The 22,558-nt window shown below is 65.1% G+C and carries 16 protein-coding genes; 7 read left to right on the top strand and 9 right to left on the bottom strand.

Annotation, left to right across the window (positions count from 1 at the left end):
* The first annotated feature begins 340 nt into the window (after nt 1-340).
* Complete coding sequence (locus CEY05_RS18700; RefSeq protein ID WP_088596990.1) at nt 341-1,126, top strand: IclR family transcriptional regulator; 786 nt, start codon at nt 341-343, stop codon at nt 1,124-1,126.
* A gap of 81 nt (nt 1,127-1,207) precedes the next feature.
* Here the strand turns inward: CEY05_RS18700 and CEY05_RS18695 are convergent, their stop codons facing one another.
* The 7 genes from CEY05_RS18695 to CEY05_RS18665 all read right to left on the bottom strand — a co-directional run bounded on the left by CEY05_RS18695 (nt 1,208) and on the right by CEY05_RS18665 (nt 11,217).
* Nucleotides 1,208-3,907, bottom strand: coding sequence for a penicillin acylase family protein (locus tag CEY05_RS18695; RefSeq protein WP_233161588.1), 2,700 nt, complete (start codon nt 3,905-3,907; stop codon nt 1,208-1,210).
* Nucleotides 3,908-4,864, bottom strand: coding sequence for an endonuclease/exonuclease/phosphatase family protein (locus tag CEY05_RS18690; protein ID WP_088596989.1), 957 nt, complete (start codon nt 4,862-4,864; stop codon nt 3,908-3,910). It abuts the gene before it with no gap.
* An 82-nt stretch (nt 4,865-4,946) separates the two neighbouring features.
* Nucleotides 4,947-6,707, bottom strand: a complete 1,761-nt coding sequence (locus CEY05_RS18685; protein ID WP_233161587.1) for an efflux transporter outer membrane subunit — start codon at nt 6,705-6,707, stop codon at nt 4,947-4,949.
* A 14-nt stretch (nt 6,708-6,721) separates the two neighbouring features.
* Nucleotides 6,722-8,314: a DHA2 family efflux MFS transporter permease subunit gene (locus CEY05_RS18680; protein WP_088596988.1), complete on the bottom strand. Its 1,593-nt coding sequence runs from the start codon at nt 8,312-8,314 to the stop codon at nt 6,722-6,724.
* A complete protein-coding gene (locus CEY05_RS18675; protein WP_088596987.1) occupies nt 8,311-9,525 on the bottom strand; it encodes an HlyD family secretion protein in 1,215 nt (404 codons plus the stop codon). Before CEY05_RS18675 ends, CEY05_RS18680 begins: the two co-directional genes overlap by 4 nt.
* A gap of 181 nt (nt 9,526-9,706) precedes the next feature.
* On the bottom strand, nt 9,707-10,330 hold the full coding sequence (locus CEY05_RS18670) for a flavin reductase family protein (protein WP_088596986.1): 624 nt from the start codon (nt 10,328-10,330) through the stop codon (nt 9,707-9,709).
* A gap of 119 nt (nt 10,331-10,449) precedes the next feature.
* A complete protein-coding gene (locus tag CEY05_RS18665; RefSeq protein WP_088596985.1) occupies nt 10,450-11,217 on the bottom strand; it encodes a GntR family transcriptional regulator in 768 nt (255 codons plus the stop codon).
* A gap of 174 nt (nt 11,218-11,391) precedes the next feature.
* Between CEY05_RS18665 and CEY05_RS18660 the strand changes: the two genes are divergently transcribed.
* On the top strand, nt 11,392-12,579 hold the full coding sequence (locus CEY05_RS18660; protein ID WP_088596984.1) for an alanine--glyoxylate aminotransferase family protein: 1,188 nt from the start codon (nt 11,392-11,394) through the stop codon (nt 12,577-12,579).
* On the opposite strand, the gene CEY05_RS18655 is transcribed toward CEY05_RS18660, so the two are convergent.
* Entirely contained in the window at nt 12,576-13,481 is a 906-nt protein-coding gene (locus CEY05_RS18655) for a LysR substrate-binding domain-containing protein (protein ID WP_088597659.1), read from the bottom strand. The two genes, CEY05_RS18660 and CEY05_RS18655, sit on opposite strands and share 4 nt — an antisense overlap.
* A 289-nt stretch (nt 13,482-13,770) precedes the next feature.
* Between CEY05_RS18655 and CEY05_RS18650 the strand changes: the two genes are divergently transcribed.
* Complete coding sequence (locus CEY05_RS18650) at nt 13,771-14,886, top strand: porin (protein ID WP_088596983.1); 1,116 nt, start codon at nt 13,771-13,773, stop codon at nt 14,884-14,886.
* Nucleotides 14,887-15,038: 152 nt separating this feature from the next.
* Here the strand turns inward: CEY05_RS18650 and CEY05_RS18645 are convergent, their stop codons facing one another.
* Nucleotides 15,039-15,995, bottom strand: coding sequence for a LysR family transcriptional regulator (locus CEY05_RS18645; protein ID WP_088596982.1), 957 nt, complete (start codon nt 15,993-15,995; stop codon nt 15,039-15,041).
* A 221-nt stretch (nt 15,996-16,216) separates the two neighbouring features.
* Here CEY05_RS18645 and CEY05_RS18640 point away from each other — a divergent pair, with 221 nt between their 5' ends.
* The 4 genes from CEY05_RS18640 (at nt 16,217) to CEY05_RS18625 (ending at nt 22,524) form a co-directional block, all read left to right on the top strand.
* Complete coding sequence (locus CEY05_RS18640) at nt 16,217-16,495, top strand: DUF4148 domain-containing protein (protein ID WP_088596981.1); 279 nt, start codon at nt 16,217-16,219, stop codon at nt 16,493-16,495.
* A gap of 261 nt (nt 16,496-16,756) precedes the next feature.
* Nucleotides 16,757-17,872 carry a porin gene (locus CEY05_RS18635; protein ID WP_088596980.1) on the top strand — a complete coding sequence of 372 codons (1,116 nt, stop codon included), beginning with the start codon at nt 16,757-16,759 and terminating at the stop codon, nt 17,870-17,872.
* Between the two features lie 336 nt (nt 17,873-18,208).
* The gene (locus tag CEY05_RS18630) at nt 18,209-19,060 is read left to right on the top strand and encodes a hypothetical protein (RefSeq protein WP_143220497.1); all 852 of its coding nucleotides are present in this window, start codon (nt 18,209-18,211) and stop codon (nt 19,058-19,060) included.
* 311 nt (nt 19,061-19,371) lie between these two features.
* On the top strand, nt 19,372-22,524 hold the full coding sequence (locus tag CEY05_RS18625) for a hypothetical protein (protein ID WP_088596978.1): 3,153 nt from the start codon (nt 19,372-19,374) through the stop codon (nt 22,522-22,524).
* Nucleotides 22,525-22,558 lie beyond the last annotated feature (34 nt).

Here is a 22,558-nt window from a genome sequence, read left to right as displayed (position 1 = left end):
CGGTTTGCTATCGGCAGTCCGGCCTGCGCCAGGACTGCGGGTCAGGTGTAAGCGTCATCAGGTTCGCTGCCCCGGCAGGGCCAGGCAGCTTGTCTCCGACGCCGTTCACCACCCGCGCGTAACCGGTGGAACAGACCACGGGTACAGGCCAGGGGACCAAGCGTTTGTTCTAATAGCGAACTTTGGTTCTATAATCGAACATCTTCCATGCCTGTCCACCCTGTGTCAAGAATCAGTGTCCTCAGGGTGAACACATGACTGGCTGGCAAGGCGGCTGTCCGGCCCGTGTTCCTGAAGCGTCAGCATCGCCCCAACCCCAACCCGACGAGTGCCCCCGCCTATGACCGACCTGGATGTCCCGCAGCAGCCCAGCGATTCCTACGTGCAATCCTTTGCCCGTGGCCTGGCGGTCATCCGTGCCTTCGGACCGGAAACGCCGCAGATGACCTTGAGCGAAGTGGCCGCCCGCACCGGACTGACCCGCGCCGGGGCGCGCCGCATCCTGCTGACGCTGGAGCACCTGGGCTACGTGCGCATGGACGACCGCCGCTTCACGCTGACGCCGCGCATCCTGGACCTGGGCTACGCCTATCTGTCGGCCACGCCGCTGTGGAACCTGGCATTGCCTTATATGGAGTCCGTGGCCCAGGCCACGCGCGAGTCCTGTTCGGTGGCGGTGCTGGACGGCGCGGACATCGTCTACATCCTGCGGCTGGCGGCGCACAAGGTGATGAGCATCAACCTGGCGGTGGGCAGCCGGCTGCCTGCGTGGGTGACCTCCATGGGACGCGTGCTGCTGGCCGGCTTGAGTGAAGCGGACCTGGAGCAGTTGCTGGCGAATACGCCGCGCGCCGCGTATACGGGCGAAACCGTCACCGATGCCGCCGCCCTCAAGCGCGTCATCGCGCAAGTACGCGAGCAGGGCTATGCCTGCGTCGAGCGCGAGCTGGAGCCCGGTTTGCAGTCGGTCGCCGTACCGGTGATCGACCGCGCCGGCAAAGTCATCGCCGCCATGAACGTCAGCGGCCACGCCAGCCGCTACACACGCGACGAGATGCTGGCGGCCTTCCTGCCGCCCCTGCGCGCGGCGGCGGAGCAGATCAACCAGGCGCTGCGGCGCAGGTAGTGGATTGTCAAGGTCTCCCACTTTAGTGGGAGACCTTTTTCTACACACGCGGTTGCGGTCCTGATTCTGGCCGCCACAGGCTCAAGGCTGTTTCATGGGCTTGAGGTCCAGCCGGTGGGCGGGTGGGCCGGGCAGGAACGGGGTGGCCCGGCCTTCGACCCAGGCGGCGTTGCCGGCGAGGTAGTAAGGCGACAAGGGATGGCCCGAGGCGCCGCCCGGCATGTGGAGTATGCCCAGTTGCTCCTGCCCCGGCGCCACCACGAAACGCTCCGATGCCCCAAACGCGGGACGCTGGACGCGCACCAGATGCAGGTCGCCGGGCATGGGCGTGGCGGGCGCCGCCAGCCAATTCGACAAGCCGGCAGGCAGCAGACGGGCGAAGGGATGTGCCAGGGCCAGGCGATTGCGGTCGCCCCAGCGGGCCTGCGCCAATCCGCCGGACCGCGTTTCGTCGTCGATAACCTCGTCCGCCATCGCCAGCATGAATGTCCGCCAGTCGCCGTAGCGCCGCGGCACCCACGCGTGCTCACGCATCAGCGCCTGCATGACGGCCTCCAGCCGCGATGACGTGCGCCCGAACGTGAGCGGCCAGGCCAGCCGGCCAGCTTGCCGATCCACGAGGGTGCGCGAGGCCAGGCGTATTTCGAGGCCGCCGAACCAGGCCTGGTACACCGCGTCGCGAAAATCGCGCACCAGCGTATAGCCCACGGCGTCGACGTCGGCACGGCCATTCCAGTCCGCCACCAGGCGCGCCATCTCGGCCCGTTGCGGATGATCCGCGACCGCCTGGGCGTCCAGCGTTGCCATCAGAAGGTCGCGCCAAGGCTGCATCCAGCGCGCTCGATCGTCCAGCTGGACCGCCAGCAGATCGCTTTCCTTGCTGGAAGGCCGTGCGAGCAGGTCGTCGCGGATCTGCCTGCTGCGCGTGCCGACATCCGCGCCCCCATCGCCGATGCGCGCCTGCATGGCGGCATCGCCCAGCTGCGTACTATTGGCCGTCCACAGGCGGCCGGCCGCGGGGTCCATCACCACCGGATAATTCGCCGGTGCAAGACGACGTAATGCATCGTATGCGTCTTGCCCCTGCCCTTGTCCTTGCCTATGCCCATTGGCCGCATCGGCCGTTGCGGCAGCCCCTGCGTCCGCATCCGATCGAAGACGCGCCCGTGAACCGAGTTCGGAGGCCGGCACGGGGTAGCCTTGCGGATCGAGCACGGATGCCGGCAGCGGACCGGCCAGGGTCCAGCCTATGCGGCCGTGGCGGTCGGCCACCAGGATGTTCTGCGTAGGCACGCCAGCCCGCTGCGCCACTGCCAGCGCTTGCGGCAGATCGCGGGCCTGCTCCATCGCCATCAGGCCAAGGTCCGCGGCGCTCGGCAGATACGCCACCCACCGGATGGCATAAGACGCATCGCCGCTGCGGAACAAGGGCCCCCAGGGCGTCTCCCGCACGCTCAGGCGCACGGACTCGCCACCCCGCACGGCGATGGTCTCGACGTGTTCTTCGGCAAGGCGCCAGCGCCCATCGGCATCGCGATAACGCCGCGGATTCTGCGGGTCACGTTCGACGCGCACCAGATCGACGTAATGCCCATAGCTATTCGTATAGCCCCAAGCCACGTCGCCATTGCTGCCGGCGACCACCAACGGCGCGCCTGGCAGGCTGACACCGGAAATCCGCCGTTCCGGCTTGCCGTCCGCGCCCTGCAGCACCAGCGTCAGGCGATACCAGATGTTGGGCAGACCCAGGCCCAGATGCATATCGTTGGCGACCATGGCGCGCCCATCGGCACCATGCGCGCCATCCACCGCGAAGCCGTTGCTGCCGACCGCCGCATTGTCCGCCGCCCCCGCCTGCATCGCCTGCGCAATCGTGGCGCCGAACGCGCCGGACGTTGAAGCAGGCCCGCTGCGGCTGGTCGAAACCGGACCGTCCAGCCAGTCGGGCCGCGTGGCGGGCACCGTCAGCGGCGCAACCGTCATCGCCACATGGTCGAGCGGGGCATCGATGTCGCTGCTGCCTGGCGTCAGGAACGCCAGCAGATCCGGCGGCACGGTGTCGCGCAACAGGCCTCGCCCCAGCGTCCGTGAAATCTCGCCAGACTGCAAATCCAGGTACATGGCATCGACCACCAGCAGCGTGTCCTCCGGCCGCCAGGGTTCGGGCTTGCTGCGTAACAGCGCATATTCGAAGGGCCGCGCGCGGTTGGCCTGGGCGGCCGCGTTGACACCATCCGCATAACGTCGCAGCAGCGCCTGCTGGTCGGCACCCAGTGCGCCGTAGGCGGCCTGGGCACGGGCGCGGAAGCGATGCAGGCGATTGCGCCGATCCAGCGGCACCGCGTCCGACCCGACCAAGGCCGCCAGCTCCCCCGCCGCGACACGGCGCAGCAGGTCCATCTGGAACAGCCGGTCCTGGCCATGGGCGTAGCCCGTGGCATACGCCAGGTCCAGGCGGTTCGACGCCGTTACCGTCACCACGCCTTGGCCGTCGCGTTCGATACGCGCCGAACCCGTCAGCCCGGCCGTCGCGACCGCGCCGTCCAGCCGCGGCAGGCTGGCGTGCAGGTAGCCCCAGCCCGCCAGCACGACGATGATTCCCAACAGCACGAGCGTCGCCAGCGTTCCCAGGGTGCGCCGCCGCCACTTGCCACGCCGTGGCACCGTCGTCCCGGCCACGTTGGTCGCATGATCGAAGGCGCGCGGTTCGCCGGCCGGCAACGATGCCGCGCGCGCTTCAGTGTGGGACGGCTTACCGTCCCCCGGCTCCATCTCGCGCATTCAGTGCAGTTCCAACAGCATGGGTTGGTGCTCCGATGCGTCGCTTTGCAAATCCACTTCGCAGCGCGCCACCCGTTCCGCCAGATCGGCCGTAACGAAGAAGAAATCGCAAGGGAAAGGGCCATCGGCCCATTGCTCGTGGTCGTACACGCCCGTGGTGGGCGCGCGCTCGGGACCAGCCACCGGACCGGGATGCTTCAGCAGCCACGCATCGTAAAAGTCGGGCGCGCCCGCGGTGGACGGCATGGGCGCCACCATGCGCGTATAGGCGCTGTCACCCGCCGCGCTATTGAAATCGCCGCACAGGATGGCGGCTGACGGCCGATTCGTCGCGGCGAACGGCGTGCCCGGCTTCTCCAGCGGCGCCGGCCTGCGCGCATGGGCGCAAGCTTCGGCGTGCATGACGCGCAAGGATTCCACCTGCGCCAGGCGCTGTTGCTCCGAGTAGTACTCCAGATGCGTGGTGATCACGCGCACCAGGCCCTTTCCGCTATCGATCACCGCCTCCAGCGCGATGCGGGGCATGGACGGCACGCCAGGATCGGCCGGCCATGGCAGGCTGTGGCGCCATACCTGGCGCACGGGCAGACGCGTGATGATGGCATTGCCGAAATGCCGGCGCGGCGCCCCGGCCACTGCCGCCGGCAGGTCCACGGCCACGCCGTCCAGGACGGTGTAGCCGGGCAACAAGCTGGCGAGTTCGGCGAACTGGTCTGAGCCCGTGCCGCCGGGCAGCCCGACGCTATCGCTTCGATCCGAACCTGTACGGCCGGACAGGCCTGCGCCACCCTCCGCGTCCCCATCCGCCGGCTGCCGCGTGTCGAATCCCCGGCTCACTTCCTGCAGGCACAGGACATCGAAATCCGCCAGCCGCCTGGCCTCGCTGACGATACGCCCCAGATCGACCCGCCCGTCGCAGCCGCGGCCCCATTGGATATTCCAGCAAACCAGTTTCATGCGCAGCCTCCCTAGCTCCCGCCTTTGTAACAGCCGGGGAGGCAGACGGTCCAGCGCAAGGAGCTTGTGTCCGGACCCCGATTCAACGCACGGATCCAGGCGCACCCTCGATGACGCGCGGTGGCGCTGTAACGTCCTTGCCATCTTCGCGCTTTGGCGCGCCCTCACCGGCAAGCAACGCCGCCTCGGTCTGCACGGCAGCGTCGCCCAGCCGCGCCGGATCGATCTCGTGGCCCTGCCAGCCGCCGCCCAGCGACTTGTACAGCGCCACCAGATCGGTGGTGACCTGTACCTGCTGCTGGGCCAGCTGGACGCGGCTGTCGCTCAGTTGACGCTCGGTATCGAGTACGTCGATGAAGCTGTTCAGGCCGTTGCGCCAGCCGTTGCGCGCCAGGTCGAAGGCGCGGGCATTGGCGTCGGTCACGCGTTGCAGCGTGGCCTGGCGCGCCTGGTCGGTGCGATAGCGCACCAGCGCATCGTCGACGTCGCGCAGCGCCGATAGCACGGTCTGGCGGTAATTCAATACGCTGGCGGCCTGGTCGGCCTTGGCGATGGCCACCTGCGCCCGCAAGGCGCCACCTTGGAAGATGGGGAGGCTGACCTGCGGCCCGACCGAATAGAAATGGCTGGCCCATCGCGTCAGGTAACTGGCCTGCGTCGCGCGAAAACCGAATTGCCCCGTCAAGGACAAATCCGGGAAGAGCTCGGCAATGGACTCTCCCACCTGCGCGGTAGCGGCATGCAGGTCGGCTTCGGCGCGACGGATATCGGGCCGCCGCCGGGCCAGGCTGGCCGGCAGACCCACCGGTACGACAGGCGGCACGGGTGGCACGCCGCCCGCCGAAGATAATTCGGCGTCCAGCGTGCCGGGCGGCTGGCCCAGCAACAGCGCCAGCGCATTCAGCGCCTGCGCCGCCTGCTGCTCGAATTGCGGCAACTGCGCCGCCACGGCGCCCAGTTGCGCATCGGCGCGTTCGACATCGGTCTGGCTGGCCAGCCCGGATTGCTGGCGGCTGCGGGTCAGGTCCAAGGTATCCTGGGAAACGCGCACCTCTTCGCGCGCGATGCTGTCCAGCAGCTGCGCCCCGCGCAGCGTCGCGTACGTGCGCGCCACCTCGGCCTCCAGGGACACCAGGGCATCGTTGCGGTCTTCCAGCGCGGATTCGGTCTGCGCATTGGCGGCTTCGACGCCGCGCCGCACGCGGCCGAACAGGTCCAGCTCCCAGCTGGCGTCCACGCCCAGCATGTACAGATTCACCGGCTTGTCCACTTCATCCAGGAACTGCTTGCCGGCGCTCGACGCCTGCGCGCCGGCATCGGGCGCGATGTCGTTCAAGGGCGAATCCGCGTCACCCAATCGATCGATCTTGCCCGGTATGCCGCGCGATTCCAGTATGCCTTTCGCACCCAGCTTCTGATACGTATAGCTGCCCGTGCCATTGATCTGCGGCAGGCCGCGAGCGCCTGCCGCGCGCGCCTGCTGGCGCGCGGCGACGATGCGCAGCACCGCCTGGCGCAGCGTCAGGTTGCCCGCGATGGCCCGGTCTATCAGTGAATCCAGCACGGGATCGTTGAAGCCATGCCACCACTGCGGATCGGGATCGGTGTTCTGCGTGACCGACGCTACCGGCGGCTGCGGTGCGCGTTGCCGGTCAGCGTAATCGGCCGGGGTCCCCGCGTCGGGCGACTTGAAATCGGGACCGACGGTGCAGGCGGCGCAAAGCAGCGCCGCGCCAATCAGCCCGGCCAGCCGAACTGCGCGAGCGAGCCCCGCCAGGGCCGGCGCAGCGTCCGTGCGCGGATGCCCGGCGCGCCTAATCGAAATATCCTCAACATTCATCATCCGGCGCGCCATGTTCAATGTCCCGCCGCGCCGCCCGCGGCCTTCGTGGACGAGAAAAGGAAAGTCAGCGGGATGAAGCAGAAGGCAAAAATCCCGCATATCGCGAAAATGTCGATGTACGCCAGTATCGTGGCTTGCGAAACGAAGGTCTGGTACATATGCCCTGTCGCTGCCTGGGTCTGGTCACCGACGGCCCCGGTATAGTCGCGCAAGGCCTGGCCGATCCGCTGCACCGTCTCCTGATACTGCTGCGACAAGGGCGACATATGTTCCGACATGTGCGCCATGCGGACCTGCATCCGTTCCCGTATGCCGGCCGTGGCCAGCGAGATGCCGATGGACCCCGCCACATTGCGGAACATCGTGAACAAGGCGGCGGCATCGTCGTTCAGTTCCTGGGGCAGCGACACATACGCCAGCGTACTGGTGGGCACGAACAGAAAAGCGAGCCCGAAGGACTGCGCCATGCGCATGAACATCAGCGTGCGGAAGTCGATGTCCGGCACCAGATGGCGCGAATACAGGAGTGCCGTCCCCAGCAGGAAAAAGCCGAAGGCGATCAGATGCCGCGTCTCCACTTTTGGCATGATCTTGCCGACGATGGGAATCGTGAAGACGATCAGCAATGCCCCCGGCGACAGCACCAGCCCCGCCAGGGTGGCGGTATAGCCCAACTGCTGCTGCGCAAGCTGCGGAATCAGCACCGAGCTGCCGTACAGCACCGCGGCAAAGGCGGCGATGGTGACGCAGCCCAGGGCAAAGTTGCGGTCCCGCATCACCCTCAGGTCCACCACCGGCCGCTTTGCGTACAACAGCCACAGCACCGCGCCCACCAGTCCCAGCACGGCCAGTACCGCGAACGTGCAGATGAAATTCGAACTGAACCAGTCCTCGTCCTCGCCCCGGTCCAGCATCACCTGCAGGCAGCCCAGGCCCAGTGCGATCAATCCGATGCCGGGCAGATCGATATGGCGCTTGCCCTTGGGCACCGGCTTCTGCCAGGGCGGATCCTCCACCACCTGCATCACCGCCAGCGCCGTCAACGCGCCGATCGGCACATTGATCAGGAAGACCCAGCGCCAGGAAAAGTTGTCGGTGATCCAGCCGCCCAGGGTCGGGCCCAGCACCGGCGCCACCACGATGGCCACCGCCGACACGGAAAACGCGCGTCCCCGCTGCGACGGCGGGAAGGTGTCCAGGATGATGGACTGCTGGCACGGCTGCAGGCCGCCACCGAAAAAGCCCTGCAGCATGCGGAACACGATCAGCTCGCCCAGGTTGGTGGCGATGCCGCATAGAAAGGAGCAGGCGGTGAAGGCGATGATGCAGATCAGGAAATAGCGCTTGCGTCCCAGGGTGCGCGACAGGAATCCGGAGATGGGCAACACCACGCCATTGGCCACCAGATAGGAAGTCAGCGTCCAGGTGGCTTCGTCGTAGCTGGCCGACATGGTGCCGGCGATATGCGGCAGCGAGACATTGACGATGGTGGTGTCGAGCACCTCCATGAATGCCGCCATCGTCACCACGACGGCGATGGTCCAGGGATTGGACTGCGGCTTCCAGCCGGCCGGGCCCTGCGCGGAAGCCTGGGCCGCGGCGCTCATTGCAGCGCCACCGTGGGCACCACCGACAGGCCCAGCGGCAGCGGCACGTTGGGATCCATGCCGCTGTCGATGACGATCTTCACCGGCACCCGCTGCACGATCTTGACGAAATTGCCGGTGGCGTTTTCCGCCGGGAAGGCCGAGAAGCGCGAGCCGGTGCCCAGCTGCACGCTGTCGACATGCCCGTGCAGCTTCAGGTCCGGATAGGCATCGACATCGATATCCACGGCATTGCCCGGCCGCATGCGGTCAAGCTGGGTTTCCTTGAAATTCGCCGTCACCCACACGGTGGGCGGCACCAGCGCGAAGACCGTCATGCCGGCCTGCAACAGGGAGCCGACGTTCACATTGCGCCGTGTCACCCAACCGTCGCTGGGCGCGTGCACTTCGGTGTAGGACAGGTTCAACTCGGCCTGTTCGACCTGGGCGTCGGCGGCCTGCAGCTGCGCTTCGCGGGCCTTGACCAGGGCTTGCGCCTGGTCGATCTGCTGCTGCACCACGTCGGCCGCCTGTACCTGCGCCTGGGCATTGGCCACTTCGGCTTGCGCGCTGCGCTGTTGCGCGGTGGCGGTATCGACGTTCTGCTGGCTGGTGGCGCGCGGGTCGACATTGCGTTGCCGCTGGTAGGCGGCCTGCGCGTTGGTCAGGTTGGCCTGGGCGGATTTCTCCTGCGCACGGGCTTGCGCCAATTGTGCGGGGTATTGCACGCGCGCCAATGCCAGTTGGGTATTCGCCTGGTTCAGTTGCGCGGCCGCCAGCGCGCGTTGCGCCACGGCCTGGTCGCGCGCGGCAATGTAATCGCGCGGATCGATGCGCAGCAGCAGGTCGCCTTTCTTTACCTTGGTGTTGTCATCGATGTTCAGCTGGACGACATAGCCACCGACCTTGGGCGCGATGGTGACGGCATTGCCTTCCGTGTAGGCGTCATCGGTGCTGACCTGATTACGCGTGAGAAACCACCATACGACGCCGCCCACCACCAGAACCAATGCGACGATACCCAGGATGATCAAGGGCTTCTTGCTGCGCTTCTTGCCCTTGGCTTCGTCGTCCTTGCCGTCGTCCTTGCCGTCGTCCTTATCGTCGTCCTGGTCGCTGTCGTCCTTCTTTTCCTTGGCGTCGTCGGCTTCTTTCTTACCGTCCTCGTCCTGCTTATCGCTCGCGTCATGAGGCGCGGGTTCGTCGTGTTCGCGTTCGGTCTGGTCGGCCATGCCGGTGCCCTTCAGATTTACTGATCCGAAGGGCGATGGCAAGCATCATGCCTCGGCATGACGGCAAGCTGAACAGGCTTTGGAAGAACTGGCTTTGGAAGAAGTGCTGCCAGGGGCAGCCCCTGGGAACGGCACGGCGCCCAGGCCCCCAGAGGGCCGGGCGCCGCGGACGAAGCAGCGCTCAAGGCCAGGCCGGGCGTTCCAGGTGGAATTCGTCGTCGCGGGTGATGCCGAAATACGAAGTCGGGCCGCCGCCGCGCAAGATCGGTTCGCCGCCTGCCGTGTCGTAGACCCCGTCCACGATCAGATCGCGGCGGATGTGGATGCCTACTGCTTCGCCCAGCACCAGCCAGGCGTCGATGTCCTCGCCGCCCTTGCCCTTGAGCCGCACGATCTGTGTCACCTTGCACTCGAAGGCGACCGGGGTTTCCTTCACGCGTGGCACCTTGACCAGACGCGAGGGCTCCGGTGTCAGGCCCGCCAGCTTGAACTCGTCGACATCGGCCGGCGCCGGCGCGCTGCTGCGGTTCATGGCCTCGGCCAGCGATCGCGTGGCCAGGTTCCAGACGAATTCGCCATGCGCTTCCACATTGCACAGCGAGTCCTTGCGGCGCAGGCTGCAGAAGCCGACGATGGGCGGCTTGTAGTTGAACAGATTGAAGAAGCTGTAGGGTGCCAGGTTCAGGGTACCGTCGGCGGCCTGCGTCGACACCCAGCCGATGGGACGCGGCGCGACGATGGCATTCAAGGGATCGTGCGCCAGGCCATGGCCCGCGCTGGGTTCGTAGAAATGGATATCGGACATGGCGGCAGATAAGTGAGCGGGATAACCAGGCAGGAAGGCCGGGCAAACACAGCCAGGCGTACGTGGCCAGGCATGCGTAGGTAAGCCAGGCATACGTAGCGCGTGATATTACGCCAGTATCAATCGGCCAGCGCCGCCGCCAGGATGGCCGAAGACCGCGCCGCGCGGCGCTGGGCCAGGTTGCCCGGCGCGTCGGCCTGCATGGCCTTGAGCACGGCGTCGCGCTTGGCCGTCAGGTGCGCGGTCATCAAGGCCCGCATGCGGGCGCCGTCGCGCTGCTCCAGCGCTTCCAGCATGGCGGTGTGGTCGGCCAACGCGGCATCCCATTTGTCCTGGTCGAAATTCGAGCGATAGCGCAGCGACTGGCAGCGCATGTTCACCCGCTTATAGGTTTCCGACAGCATGCTGTTGCCGGCCGCGCGATTGATGGCTTCATGGATGCGGCGGTTCAAATCGAAATAGGGCGCCAGGTCGCGGCGCGCGTGACAGGCCATCATCTCGAAATGCAGTGCGCGGATTTCCGCCAACTGCGCCGCCTCGATGCGGGCACAGGCCAGCTCGCCCGACATCGCCTCCAGCCCGCCGATCAATTCGAACAGCTCGATGACTTCGGCCTCGGTCAGGCGCAGCACCTCGGCGCCCCGATTGGGCAGCAGGCGCACCAGGCCTTCGACGGCCAGCACCTTGTAGGCCTCGCGCAAGGGCGTCCGCGACACTTTCAGCTGTTCGCACAGGACGCGTTCATTCAAGCGCTGTCCCGGCGCCAGGCGCCCCTCGACGATCAGCGCGCGCAGATGCCCCACGACGGCGTCGTGCAGGACCGAAGGGCCTGTCGGCGGGCGATCCAGGCTGGCGAGCAGCGGCGGCGTGTCGGAGTCGAGAGACATGGGGTGGACAGGACAGGGAGAGAGATCGCACTTTACCGACAAAAAAGGGAGCGAAACAGCTTGCGCCCTTGGGGGCCCATCTTATGTCTGCCAGGGAAAACCCTTATGTTGTTACGCTGGCGTTCAATTAGCATCAACGCGGCAAAATTGCATGCAAAAAACAAGGATTCCACCATGACCTTCCGAGCCCCCTACCGTGGCGGCAGACATTTCCTGCAGATTCCTGGTCCCAGCAACGTCCCCGACCGCATCCTGCGGGCCATCGACCAACCCACCATCGACCATCGCGGCCCGCAGTTCCAGGTGCTGGCGCGCAAGATCCTGGCGGACCTGGGCGAGCTGTTCGGCACCACGCAGCCGGTGATGGTCTATCCCGCTTCCGGCACGGGTGCCTGGGAAGCGGCGCTGGTCAACACCCTGGCCGCCGGCGATCAGGTGCTGATGTACGAGACCGGCCAGTTCGCCACGCTGTGGCAGAACCTGGCGCGCAAGCTGGGCCTGGTCACGGAGACCCTGCCCGGCGACTGGCGCCATGGCGTCGACGCCGCCGTCATCGAACAGCGGCTGCGCGAAGACCGCGAGCATCGCATCAAGGCCGTCTGCATCGTGCATAACGAAACGTCCACGGGCGTGCTGTCCAACGTCCCCGCCGTGCGGCAGGCCATGGACCGTGCCGGCCACCCGGCCCTGCTGATGGTCGACACCGTGTCGTCCCTGGGCGCGGTCGAATACCGCCACGACGACTGGGGCGTGGACGTGACGATTTCCGGCTCGCAGAAAGGCATGATGCTGCCGGCCGGCCTGTCGTTCAACGCCGTCAGCGCCAAGGCCCTGGCGGCAGCGGCCAGCGGCGGCATGCCGCGCAGCTACTGGAACTGGCAGGACATCATCCAGGCCAACGAGAAAGGCAGCTGGCCTTATACGCCGGCCACCAATCTGCTCTATGGCCTGTCGGAAGCCTGCGACATGTTGCGCGAGGCCGGCCTGGCGCAGGTTCACGCACGTCATGTGCGCCACGGCGCCGCCGCGCGTGCCGCCGTGGCCGCGTGGGGCCTGGAGAACAACTGCGTGGATCCGGCCGAATACAGCCCGGTGCTGACGACGGTGCGCATGCCTGAAGGCCACGACGCCGATGCTTTCCGCGCCATCGTCCTGGACCGCTTCGACATGTCGCTGGGCCAGGGGCTGGGCAAGTTGAGCGGCAAGGTGTTCCGCATCGGCCACCTGGGCGACTTCAACGACCTGAGCCTGATGGGCACGTTGGCCGGGGTGGAAATGGGCTTGGCGCTGGCCGGCGTCCCACACCAGCCCGGCGGCGTCGCCGCGGCCATGGAAGTCCTGCGCGAACACGCCGCGTCTTAGTACGCAACCTGCAAGCCGGCCCGTAGCCGCGGTTCGATGAAATCGAGAAACGCCCGCGTCCTGGCGGGCGGCACCCGCGTCGGCGTCAAGGCATACAAGGGCACGGGCGCCAGCCGCCACGCCGGCAGCACCTGCAACAGCCCGCTGCCGCCCACCCATCCACGCACCTGCTCACACGCGGGCAGGGCCGCGATGCCCAGCCCCGCCGCCGCCAGCCTGAACAGCAGTTCGGCCTGATTGGCGGTCAAGCGGCCCGACACCGCCACCTGTTGCGTCTCCGTTCCGCGCTTCAGTTCCCAGGTCTGGTTCTGTTCCTCCAGCAGACTGCGCAGGCATTCGTGGCCGGCCAGGTCGCCCGGCACGGCCGGCACGCCATGGCCGGCCAGATAGGCGGGTGCGGCATACATGTCCCAGCTCATCTCGCCCAGCTTGCGCGCGACCAGGCTGGAATCCGGCTGCCGGCCCAGGCGCAGCGCCAGGTCGCAAGAATCGCGGGCGGGATCGATGACGGCGGCGCTGACATCGAACTCGCATTCGATCAGCGGATACATGCGGATGAATTCATCCATCACCGCGGGCAGGAACAGATCGGCCAGGCTGCTATGCAAAGAGACCCGCAGCTTGCCACGTGGAATGTCGACGGTGTCCTGCAAGGACATATGCGCCATGCGCGCGCGTTCGACCAGGGGTTGGCAGCGCTCGTAGTACATCTGGCCGGCCTCGGTCAGGGCCACGCCTTGCCGGCTGCGGCTCAGCAGGCGCAAGCCCAGCCGCCGTTCCAGTTCATCGACCCGCCGTGTCAGCGTGGTTGCGGGCATGTTGAGGACTCTGGCGGCGCGGCTGATGTTGCCACGCCGCGCCACTTCGACGTAGAGCGCGATGTCGTTCAAATGCAATTCCATGATGCTCGAAACCGGGTGGGGACTGACCAGCCCCCAGCGCATTCATAGGCGCTTTTCTTGTTGGCGCCATGATGCCCCAAGCATGTGAACGTTTTGTCTCAATGGCGTCGCGTCACGTACCGTCCATGGAAGATGGCAGAAAGATGACAAACGTTCCCCACTGATGGAACGCGACTCACCGATTAACGGATTTATCTCATTTGGAAATGGCTTGAAACTGCGCCCCGTCCTCGTGTCTCCCGACACAGCTATCGAGGCGTTTTATTCAAACCAGAATCTTGGGAAATCCATGAACAAGAAACTTCTCGCCGTGGCCCTGACTGCGGCATGTGCCGGCGTGGCCCATGCGGACACGAACGTGACCCTGTACGGCTTGATCGACGCCGGTATCGGCTACGAGCGCATCAAGGGCGACGGCTTCCACGCCACCCGCTTCTCCGAAGTCCAGAACACCCAGAACGGTTCGCGCTTCGGCCTGAAGGGCACGGAAGACCTGGGCGATGGCCTGTCGGCGGTCTTCGTGCTGGAAAACGGCTTTGGTCCCACCGATGGCCGGCTGCAACAAGGCAGCCGCCTGTTCGGCCGCCAGGCCACGCTGGGCCTGGATTCCAAGAGCTGGGGCCGCCTCGAGTTCGGCCGCCAGACCAATATGGCGACGAAGGTGTTCACGGCGGTCGACCCGTTCGCCACCAACTTCAACTCGGCCAATATGGGCACCACCTTCGGCGCGCTGAACACCCTGCGCCTGGACAACCTGGTGCTGTACCAGACCCCCAACCTGGGCGGCTTCAAGTTCGGCGCCGGCTACTCCTTCAACGCCGACGACACGCGCACCGACAACTCGGGCCGTTTCAGCACGTCCGACAACAACCGCGCCATCACCGCCGGCATGTCGTACGCCAACGGCCCCGTCTACCTGGCCGCGTCGTATGACCGCATGAACCCCACCGACGCAGCCGTTGGCGGCCAGAACGAAGCCAAGCTGTCGCAATGGGCCCTGGGTGGCTACTACGACTTCGAAGTGCTGAAGCTGCACGCCGCCGTCAGCCAGACGCGCGACGGCTGGTTTATCGGCCAGGCCTTGGCCACGTCTCCCGGCGCCGACTACAGCGACCTGGGCACCTACAAGCTGGCCGATGGCTTCAAGGCCACTTCGACCATGGTTGGCCTGACGGTTCCCGTCGGTTCGTCCACCGCCGTGTTCGGTTCGTGGCAACGTGCCAAGCCGGACAACGACAAGCTGACCGGCGACGACAAGACCTTCAATGTCTACGCCCTGGGCGCCACGTACGCCTTCTCCAAGCGCACCAACGTGTACGCCTACGCTTCGTATGGCGACAACTACGCCTTCCACGACGGCGTGACCGACACCGCGGTTGCCATCGGCCTGCGTCACCAGTTCTAAGCAGGACCCCGGGCCATTGCGCGGCCAGGCTATCCGGATCGTTTCCGTTCGGTCCGGAGAGTGACAACCAGCCCCGCTGGTCGTGCACGGCACGGGTTACAGCGGTAGCCCGGACAGGGACCGGCGTCTCCAGCAAAGCGTTATTTCCTGCCTTACCGCGGAGCCGCGAGCAGATTCTTCTGCTCGCGGCTTTTTTCATCCTCGTCTTCCACTAAGGACAGGCCCAGGTTCAGGCGCGGTTCGATGAAGCTGAGGAAGGCCTGCGTCTTGGCCGGCAGTACGCGCGACGGCAGCAGCGCATAGAGGGGCAGCGGCGCCAGCTGCCATTCCGGCAGCACGCGCACCAGCCCGCTTTCCCGTACCGCGTGACGGACGCGGTCGAACACGGGCAGCGCCACGATGCCCAGCCCGGACACGGCCAGACGGTACAGCAGGCTGGATTGGTTCGCCGACATATGGCCGGACACCTGCACCACCTCCACTTCTTTTCCGCGCCGCAATTCCCACGCCGAATGGCGTTCGTCGATGAGCGAGCGCAGGCATTCATGTCCCGCCAGGTCCTGCGGTGTACGCGGCACGCCATGCTGTTCCAGGTAGGCAGGCATCGCATACATCTCACAGCTCATGCTCAATAGCTGGCGCGCGATCAGCCCGGAATCGGGCTGCTTGCCGAAGCGCAACACGACATCGTAGGGATTGCTGATCGGATCGATGGGCGCCGAACTCACATCGAATTCGCATTCGATATTGGGATAGGTGCGCGTGAACTCCGCCATCGCCACGGGCAGGAACAGATGTGCCAGGCTGCTCTGCATCGACACGCGCAACAGGCCTTTGGGCGCGCTGGCCATATCGGTCAGTTGTTCGTGCGCCACGCGGGCCCGTTCCACCAGATGGCGGCAGCGTTCGTAGTAGATCTGGCCCGCCTCGGTCAGGTCGATGCGCCGCGTGCTGCGATTGAGCAGCCGCATGCCCACGTGCTTCTCCAGTTCCCCGACCCGGCGCGACAAGGTCGAGGCCGGCATGTTCAATACTTCGGCCGCGCGGCTGAAGTTCTTGCGCCGCGCTACCTCGACGTACAGCGCGATGTCGTTCAAATGCAAATCCATGATGTTCTTCTCGTGCCGGCCGGGGGACCGACTTGTCAATCTCAGCCAAAATTTTAGGCTCGGGCCGACGCTTTATTGCGTGCACTCATGAGAATGTGTTCGCCGTAATAAGGGTTTTTACTTATGACTGGAAAATCCATAATTCGCCACCGCCTCCCGATGGAGCGGTCTCATGCGCTACCGGCGAAACACCCGGTTGGCGCTCGAATCAGGAAAAGAAGATGAAGATTGCCCCTCTGGCCCTGGCCGCCGGCGCCCTGTTGATCAGCGCCTCCACGGCTTTCGCATTCACCCCGCCGCAAGATCCCGACGCGCCCGCGCAGATTGTTCCTTTGGCACCCGCACGGGCCCAGGAAACATCGGTGCCGCAGACGGCGGCGCCGCGCGCGACCACCGCCGCCGCCAAGACCCGGGCGCAGGTCGAGCAGGAACTGGCCGAAGCGAAGGCCAGCGGCCAATACACCTTCGGTGAACTGGATTACCCGCCGCAGCGGAAATGACGCCGCAGTGTGGTCCTGCTGCGCTCCTGCGCCGCCGTAAGTTGCCTCGCGCCGTGGCAATACGACAGCAGGGAAAGGAATGAGGCCTGGCTGGCCAAGAACCGCTGGCGAGGCCGGCAACGGCCCCCATCCTTGCATCTACGGGAAGCTGTTCGCCACATTTACGCTTTTTCCATCATCGAAAAGAATTGAAACTTGCGCTCGTATTCGGTTCCGCGTGGATCGAAGCCTCGTTTCCCTCCTTTCGATTTTGAGAAAAGCATGAAAAAGACCCTACTCGCCGTGGCCCTCACGGCGGCATGTGCCGGTGTTGCGCACGCGGAAACCGCCGTTACCCTGTACGGCCTGATCGACCTCGGCGTAGGCTACGAGCGCGTGCGCGGCGACGGCTTCCATGCCTCGCGCTTCAGCGAAATGTCCGGCACGTCCAGCGGCTCCCGTTGGGGCCTGCGCGGTGTGGAAGACCTGGGCGATGGCCTGTCGGCGGTCTTCACGTTGGAAAACGGCTTCACCGCCAACAACGGCAAGATGGCCCAGAACAGCCGCCTGTTCGGCCGCCAGGCCACGCTGGGCCTGGATTCGCGCTCGTGGGGCCGCCTGGAATTCGGCCGCCAGACCAATATGGCTTCCAAGCTGTTCGGCCAGATCGATCCCTTCGGCATCAGCTACAACTCGGCCAATATGGGCACGACGTTCGGCGCCATGAACACGATGCGTGTGGACAACCTGGTGCTGTATCAAACCCCCACCATCAACGGCTTCAAGTTCGGCCTGGGTTACTCCTTCAACGCCGACGACACCCTGGCCGACGGCTCCGGCAAGTTCAACACCGGTGGCAACGACCGCGAGATCACCACCGGCCTTTCGTACAGCAACGGCCCCTTGTTCCTGGCCGCATCGTATGACCGCCTGAACCCCACCGACGATGCGGTCGGCGGCAAGAACTCCGCGCGTCCCACGCAATACGCCTTGGGCGGCTACTACGATTTCGAAGTGGTCAAGATCGCGGCGGCGGTCAGCCAGACGCGCGACGGCTGGTTCATCGGCCAATCGCTGGCCACGTCTCCCGGCGGTGATTACAAGGACTTCGGTACGTATCGCAATGCCAACGGCTTCACCGCCACGTCCACCTTGCTGGGCGTGACCGTGCCGGTGGGTGCCGTTACGTCGGTGTTCGGATCCTGGCAGCGTGCCGATCCCAACAACAGCAAGCTGACGGGTGACGACAAGACGTTCAACGTGTATGCCGCCGGCATCACCTACAACCTGTCCAAGCGCACCAACCTGTACGCGTATGCCTCGTACGCCAACAACTACGCCTTCCATGACGGCGTCACCGACACGGTGGTGGCCACGGGCATACGCCACCGCTTCTAAGTAGCGCCCCGACGCCTTCGCGCGGCCCGCCTGTCCGGATCGTATTCCGTTCGATCCGGGGAGTGACAACCAGCCCGGCTGGTCGCGCGCGGCACGGGTTACAGCGGTAGCCGAACAGGGACCGGCGTCTCCAGCAAAGCGTCATTTCCTGCCTTACCGCGGAGCCGCGAGCAGAATTTCTGCTCGCGGCTTTTTTGCGTTTGCACGGCGCGGATGGTGTCCGACCTAGTCAATTAGCCACTATCCGCGCATCAGAACGTTACTAGTGATTACTCCTAACAACCGAGGCGGTGACGACACAATCCTGACCTATGCACACCCGCAAAGGAAGCTCTCATGACCATCGCGTCGCACGCCGACCCAGGTGACCTGAATCCAGGCAAGGGGAATATTTGCATTCGAGTTTGCATGGAGGAATTCGATGGCACGCATCCGGCGATCAAGGATCACTTCGTGGGCGAACCGATCGCGCCATTGGTAGCGCTCGCCCGCTACGCCCTTTGGGGTCCCTACATGCCGCCGTTGCCGGAATTCGTCAACTTCGTTCCGGCGATCAATCCCTATTCCCAGGACATGGTTCCCGATGCAGGCGCGACGGTGACGCCGGACTTGATATCGTCACGCGCCAGCGGCGGTCGTTCGGAGACGGGGCAAACCGCCATCACCTGCACCGGGTTCACCGCGGAGAAAATTATCGACGCCAGTCCGATATCGCCGGACTACGGCGTTGCCTACATCGCGGCATATGAGAATTTCACCGTTCCCGGGATGCCGATTTCACCGCAATGCATACCTTGGACGGCGCTCTTCACGATTCGAATCTGGCACGCGCCGACGGCGATGCTGACCTACGCAAACGGCAATCAGCAAACAACCGCGCCCTTCAGAAACTTTGCCATCCCACTATCCATGATCACCACGGACAGCGCCGGCTCACAGCGGGCCGTCAATGGCATGCAGGTGTTCTTCGACATCGTCGGGAATACCGATGCGATTTTCGATGCGTCCGGGGTCACCACGCGTTACTGCCAGATCGTCGAAGAAGGCCGTAGAGCCATCGTCATCTCACAGGAGGGCGTCGCCATCTCACCGCCGGTCAAGGCGGGCGCCCTCACCGGATCCTTCGAGGTCATCGGTACATCGCGCATTGCAGGCAATGGCGTGAGCTACGCGCTGACCGTGGCATGACGCCGGGTTCGCAAGCCGCCGGCACCGTAGCGCGCGTCGCGCGGTGGATATCGGCACACCGACTATCGCCAATGCTGCCAACGAAAGAACGCCCCATGAAAAAAGACCATACAACATCCGACCCATCCTCCGCGGTTGCGTCGCCGGATCCGCTAAACGGCGGGCTGGTATCCGCCCGCATCGATTGGGCGGTACATCAAGTAGATCAGCATCCCCAGATACACCACCTTTTCAAGGATCAATTTGCGCAACTCTGGATCCGGGGTTGCACGGCCGCCACGGGCCAGACCCTGTGGGGAATGCATACGCGGATGCTTTGGCGCTTTCTGGCCGACCCCTTTGGCAATGGCGTGTATCCGCTATCGACCGCCGTGGCCACTACGAATAACCAGGAACTGAGACAGCCGCAATACACCCCGATCTGGGCAAGGGACATCACTGGCAACAGCATTGAATCTCCGGATTACGGCACGGCATTCGTCTGCGCCCAGGACGGGGACCAGCAAATCATGTCCTCGCCGCTATCGGCGGATCTGCTCCCGTATGTAGCGCTATTCGAACTCCGTGTCTGGAAGACAGCCTCCGCCGTTATCAAGAGCCGCAACGGTGACGGGCAGAATGCCGCATGCGGGCGCTTCTTCGAAACGCCGCTCAGCGCCTATGTCGTGGATAGCCAGGGATCGATACAGGGCACCCATGGTGTTCCTGTGCGCTTCGATATTGTCGAGGGCGATGCCACCTTCGATGCGGGCGGATATATCCAGCGCCTGGCAACGGTAACAGCAACCAGCGCGCAGGTTTTCTCGGAGCACGGTACCGCTTTCGCCCCCCGGATCAAGGCGGGCATCACGGTCGGATCCATAAAGATCCGGGCATCCTCGCCGTTCGCTGCCCAACCGTTCTACTTCGAACTGCACGCGGTCGATAAGCTGGGCCCCACGGATGCCGCCTTTGTCGCCGTATTCGAGGGCGACTACCAAGACGTCACCGCACCCGGAGGCTTTGCTTTACCGCTGGTGGCCAAAGTGCAGAACCAATACATGCAGCCGGCGCAGACCGGGAAGATCGTGTTCACGGCTTACCCTGGGGCTGACGGTCAGCCACTCTCGGCCGTCTTCGGAAATGTCGGCACGGCCACTGTTTCGGCGGACGTCGTCGAAGGCTACGCCGAAGCGCCCACCTTGTTGACCGCCGTAATAACGGCGACGCCCGCCTCTGGCTACACCTCCAATATCATCTGCGCCTATCCCGATACCTTTGACATTGAAGATGAGGATCCGCGCACCGACACCTCCGGCGCGGTCGGCCGTTACACCGAACGGGTGTGGGCCGGCAAGGCTGCGCTTCTCAGTCGCGACGACAGCAAGAACGGGCAAACCACTGCACCAGGACAGTTCTTCCCCAACCGCCTGACCGCTACCGCCCAGGACGCCAACCACAACGGCGTCGATCGAATGGCGGTCACGTTCACGCTGCAGGGGCCAGGCCAATTCGATAACGACGACAGCGTCCCTGTGCAGGCCTGGAGCCAGAAACTCGTCATTGTTCGCACGAACAGCGATGGCCTGGCGACCGCCCCCCGCATCCAGGCACTGAGCGGGCAAGAGGGTGACATAGGCGTCACCATCAGTTGCCCTGTATCCAACTACACGCCGACATACACGTTGATCTCGGCCATTCCACCGGACGAGGGTGTCTCCGTCGGCCTGGCAGCGGGCGACATGCAGGACCAGATCCTTGGCATGCCCTTCGCCAACCCCATGAGCGTCAGCGTCAAGAACGCCAAAGGCGCAAACGCCACCGCGGGCCAGGTCACCTTCACATGCAAGGACACCGCCGATGCAACGGGCAGTTTCAAGGGGACCGCGTCGGCCACCGTGGATGTCCAGGATGGCTCAGCCATTGCGCCGGCGACGCTGCAGGGCGACAGCGTCGTGCAGCAACATGCGACCTATGGCTACTTCGAAGTAGCGGCCGCGACGGCCCATACCCAGCTGCCCCCTGTCTTCCGGCAGCGCGTATGGCGGGCCAGGCATGCAGTGCTGAGCCAGGTAAGCGGCGGGACACCCGATAACAAGACCAAGCCAGGCGAGCTGTTTCCCATCCCCGTGGTCGCCTACGTCGCGGGGCCTGACGCCGAGGACATACAGGATCTGCTGGTCACGTTCACGCTGCAGGGTCCCGCTGAATTCGTCTACGACGATTTCCAGAAGCAGCCCGACGACACCGCCACTTCAGCCACCGTGCGCAGCGACGCGCATGGCATAGCCGCAGCGCCGGCCATCAGGGCGGAAGCGGCGGCCCAGATCGAGGCCGACAGCGATCCGATCATCGTGACCGCCGACGCCACCGTGGCTCAGACGCCGTTGCCATTCAACCTGACCTTGCTGCCGCCGTTGACCAAGGCGACCTATGTCTATGCCGATCCGGCGACCGATCTTCAAGCCGCGTTGGCCGCTCAGCCTTTTGCCGTGCCGCTGGCGGTGTCCGTAAAGAATCCTGACGGTAGCGCGGCGACCACGGGCTCCGTCACGTTCAAGATCTTCCCTGTTGGCGCAACCGGCTTTTTTCCCAAGGAAAACGACCGCAACCTATGCGTCGCCCAGGTCACGGATGGGCGGGCCACGACGACGACCCTGAGCGCCGGCGGTGTGCCGGGCGCACCGTTCGGCATCTTCAGGGTGGTCGCCTACCCCAGCAACGAAGTCCCCGACGACCCGCTGAACGATGACAGCGACCAGACCGCGCACTTCATTGAAAGAGTGTGGGCCGCGAAATATGTCACCCTGGCGAAGCAGGATGGGGATGCGCAGCATGCTGGCATCAACCAATTCTTTCCTGCACATCCGACGGTCAAGGTGACCGACCAGAGCAATCGCAATATGCCGGTGGGCGACTACCTGGTGAACTTCAGTATCTCCGATTCCACGCTGGCGACGTTCGACCTTACCGACACCGATCCGGACGTGAGCATCGTTTCAGGGTCGTCTCAATCGGTGCAGGTGCGCGGTGGACCCAACGGCATCGCGACGGCGCCACGCATCCTTGCGGGCGCCACCGCCGCCAGCTTCCAGGTCCAGGCGCAAGGCACGGTCGACCAGGGCGCCACCTTCCAGCTCACGGTAGACGGCACGCCACCGCAACAGAAGCTCTACACACTGAAACCCGACGCGGCGCAGAAGAAGATTCCGCCCGATGGCAGCAACATGGCCATTTTCACGCTGCAGGACAGCAGCGCCAGGGGTGTCGGTGGGAAAGTGGTGACCTTTTCGCTGGACCAGGCCGGCATCGTCAGCTTCAGCCCGACCGACCCCAGCGTGACGACGGCGCCTCCCGTCACGACGACCGAAACGGGCGAAGCTTCGATCCTTCTGTATGCCGGCGAGAACCTGGGCACGGTGACCCTGACGGCGACGAACGTGCAGTCCACCGACGGTCAGATGAAGATCACTGTCGGCAATTGACCGAGGGCTGCCAGGCCACCCCATCATCGTCCAC

This window comes from Achromobacter sp. HZ34 (assembly GCF_002209485.1).
GTDB lineage: Bacteria > Pseudomonadota > Gammaproteobacteria > Burkholderiales > Burkholderiaceae_B > Bordetella_C.
Note: the sequence above shows the minus strand (reverse complement) of the source record. Positions and strands in the feature narration are given on the sequence as shown.

What these genes read in the sequence shown, in the direction of transcription:
- CEY05_RS18690 (WP_088596989.1), bottom strand. Translation starts at nt 4,864, where the DNA reads ATGAAACTGGTTTGCTGGAATATCCAATGGGGCCGCGGCTGCGACGGG.
- CEY05_RS18650 (WP_088596983.1), top strand. Translation starts at nt 13,771, where the DNA reads ATGAACAAGAAACTTCTCGCCGTGGCCCTGACTGCGGCATGTGCCGGC.
- CEY05_RS18635 (WP_088596980.1), top strand. Translation starts at nt 16,757, where the DNA reads ATGAAAAAGACCCTACTCGCCGTGGCCCTCACGGCGGCATGTGCCGGT.
- CEY05_RS18685 (WP_233161587.1), bottom strand. Translation starts at nt 6,707, where the DNA reads ATGATGAATGTTGAGGATATTTCGATTAGGCGCGCCGGGCATCCGCGC.
- CEY05_RS18625 (WP_088596978.1), top strand. Translation starts at nt 19,372, where the DNA reads ATGCTTTGGCGCTTTCTGGCCGACCCCTTTGGCAATGGCGTGTATCCG.
- CEY05_RS18645 (WP_088596982.1), bottom strand. Translation starts at nt 15,995, where the DNA reads ATGGATTTGCATTTGAACGACATCGCGCTGTACGTCGAGGTAGCGCGG.
- CEY05_RS18675 (WP_088596987.1), bottom strand. Translation starts at nt 9,525, where the DNA reads ATGGCCGACCAGACCGAACGCGAACACGACGAACCCGCGCCTCATGAC.
- CEY05_RS18665 (WP_088596985.1), bottom strand. Translation starts at nt 11,217, where the DNA reads ATGTCTCTCGACTCCGACACGCCGCCGCTGCTCGCCAGCCTGGATCGC.
- CEY05_RS18655 (WP_088597659.1), bottom strand. Translation starts at nt 13,481, where the DNA reads ATGGAATTGCATTTGAACGACATCGCGCTCTACGTCGAAGTGGCGCGG.
- CEY05_RS18630 (WP_143220497.1), top strand. Translation starts at nt 18,209, where the DNA reads ATGACCATCGCGTCGCACGCCGACCCAGGTGACCTGAATCCAGGCAAG.
- CEY05_RS18670 (WP_088596986.1), bottom strand. Translation starts at nt 10,330, where the DNA reads ATGTCCGATATCCATTTCTACGAACCCAGCGCGGGCCATGGCCTGGCG.
- CEY05_RS18695 (WP_233161588.1), bottom strand. Translation starts at nt 3,907, where the DNA reads ATGCGCGAGATGGAGCCGGGGGACGGTAAGCCGTCCCACACTGAAGCG.
- CEY05_RS18640 (WP_088596981.1), top strand. Translation starts at nt 16,217, where the DNA reads ATGAAGATTGCCCCTCTGGCCCTGGCCGCCGGCGCCCTGTTGATCAGC.
- CEY05_RS18700 (WP_088596990.1), top strand. Translation starts at nt 341, where the DNA reads ATGACCGACCTGGATGTCCCGCAGCAGCCCAGCGATTCCTACGTGCAA.
- CEY05_RS18660 (WP_088596984.1), top strand. Translation starts at nt 11,392, where the DNA reads ATGACCTTCCGAGCCCCCTACCGTGGCGGCAGACATTTCCTGCAGATT.
- CEY05_RS18680 (WP_088596988.1), bottom strand. Translation starts at nt 8,314, where the DNA reads ATGAGCGCCGCGGCCCAGGCTTCCGCGCAGGGCCCGGCCGGCTGGAAG.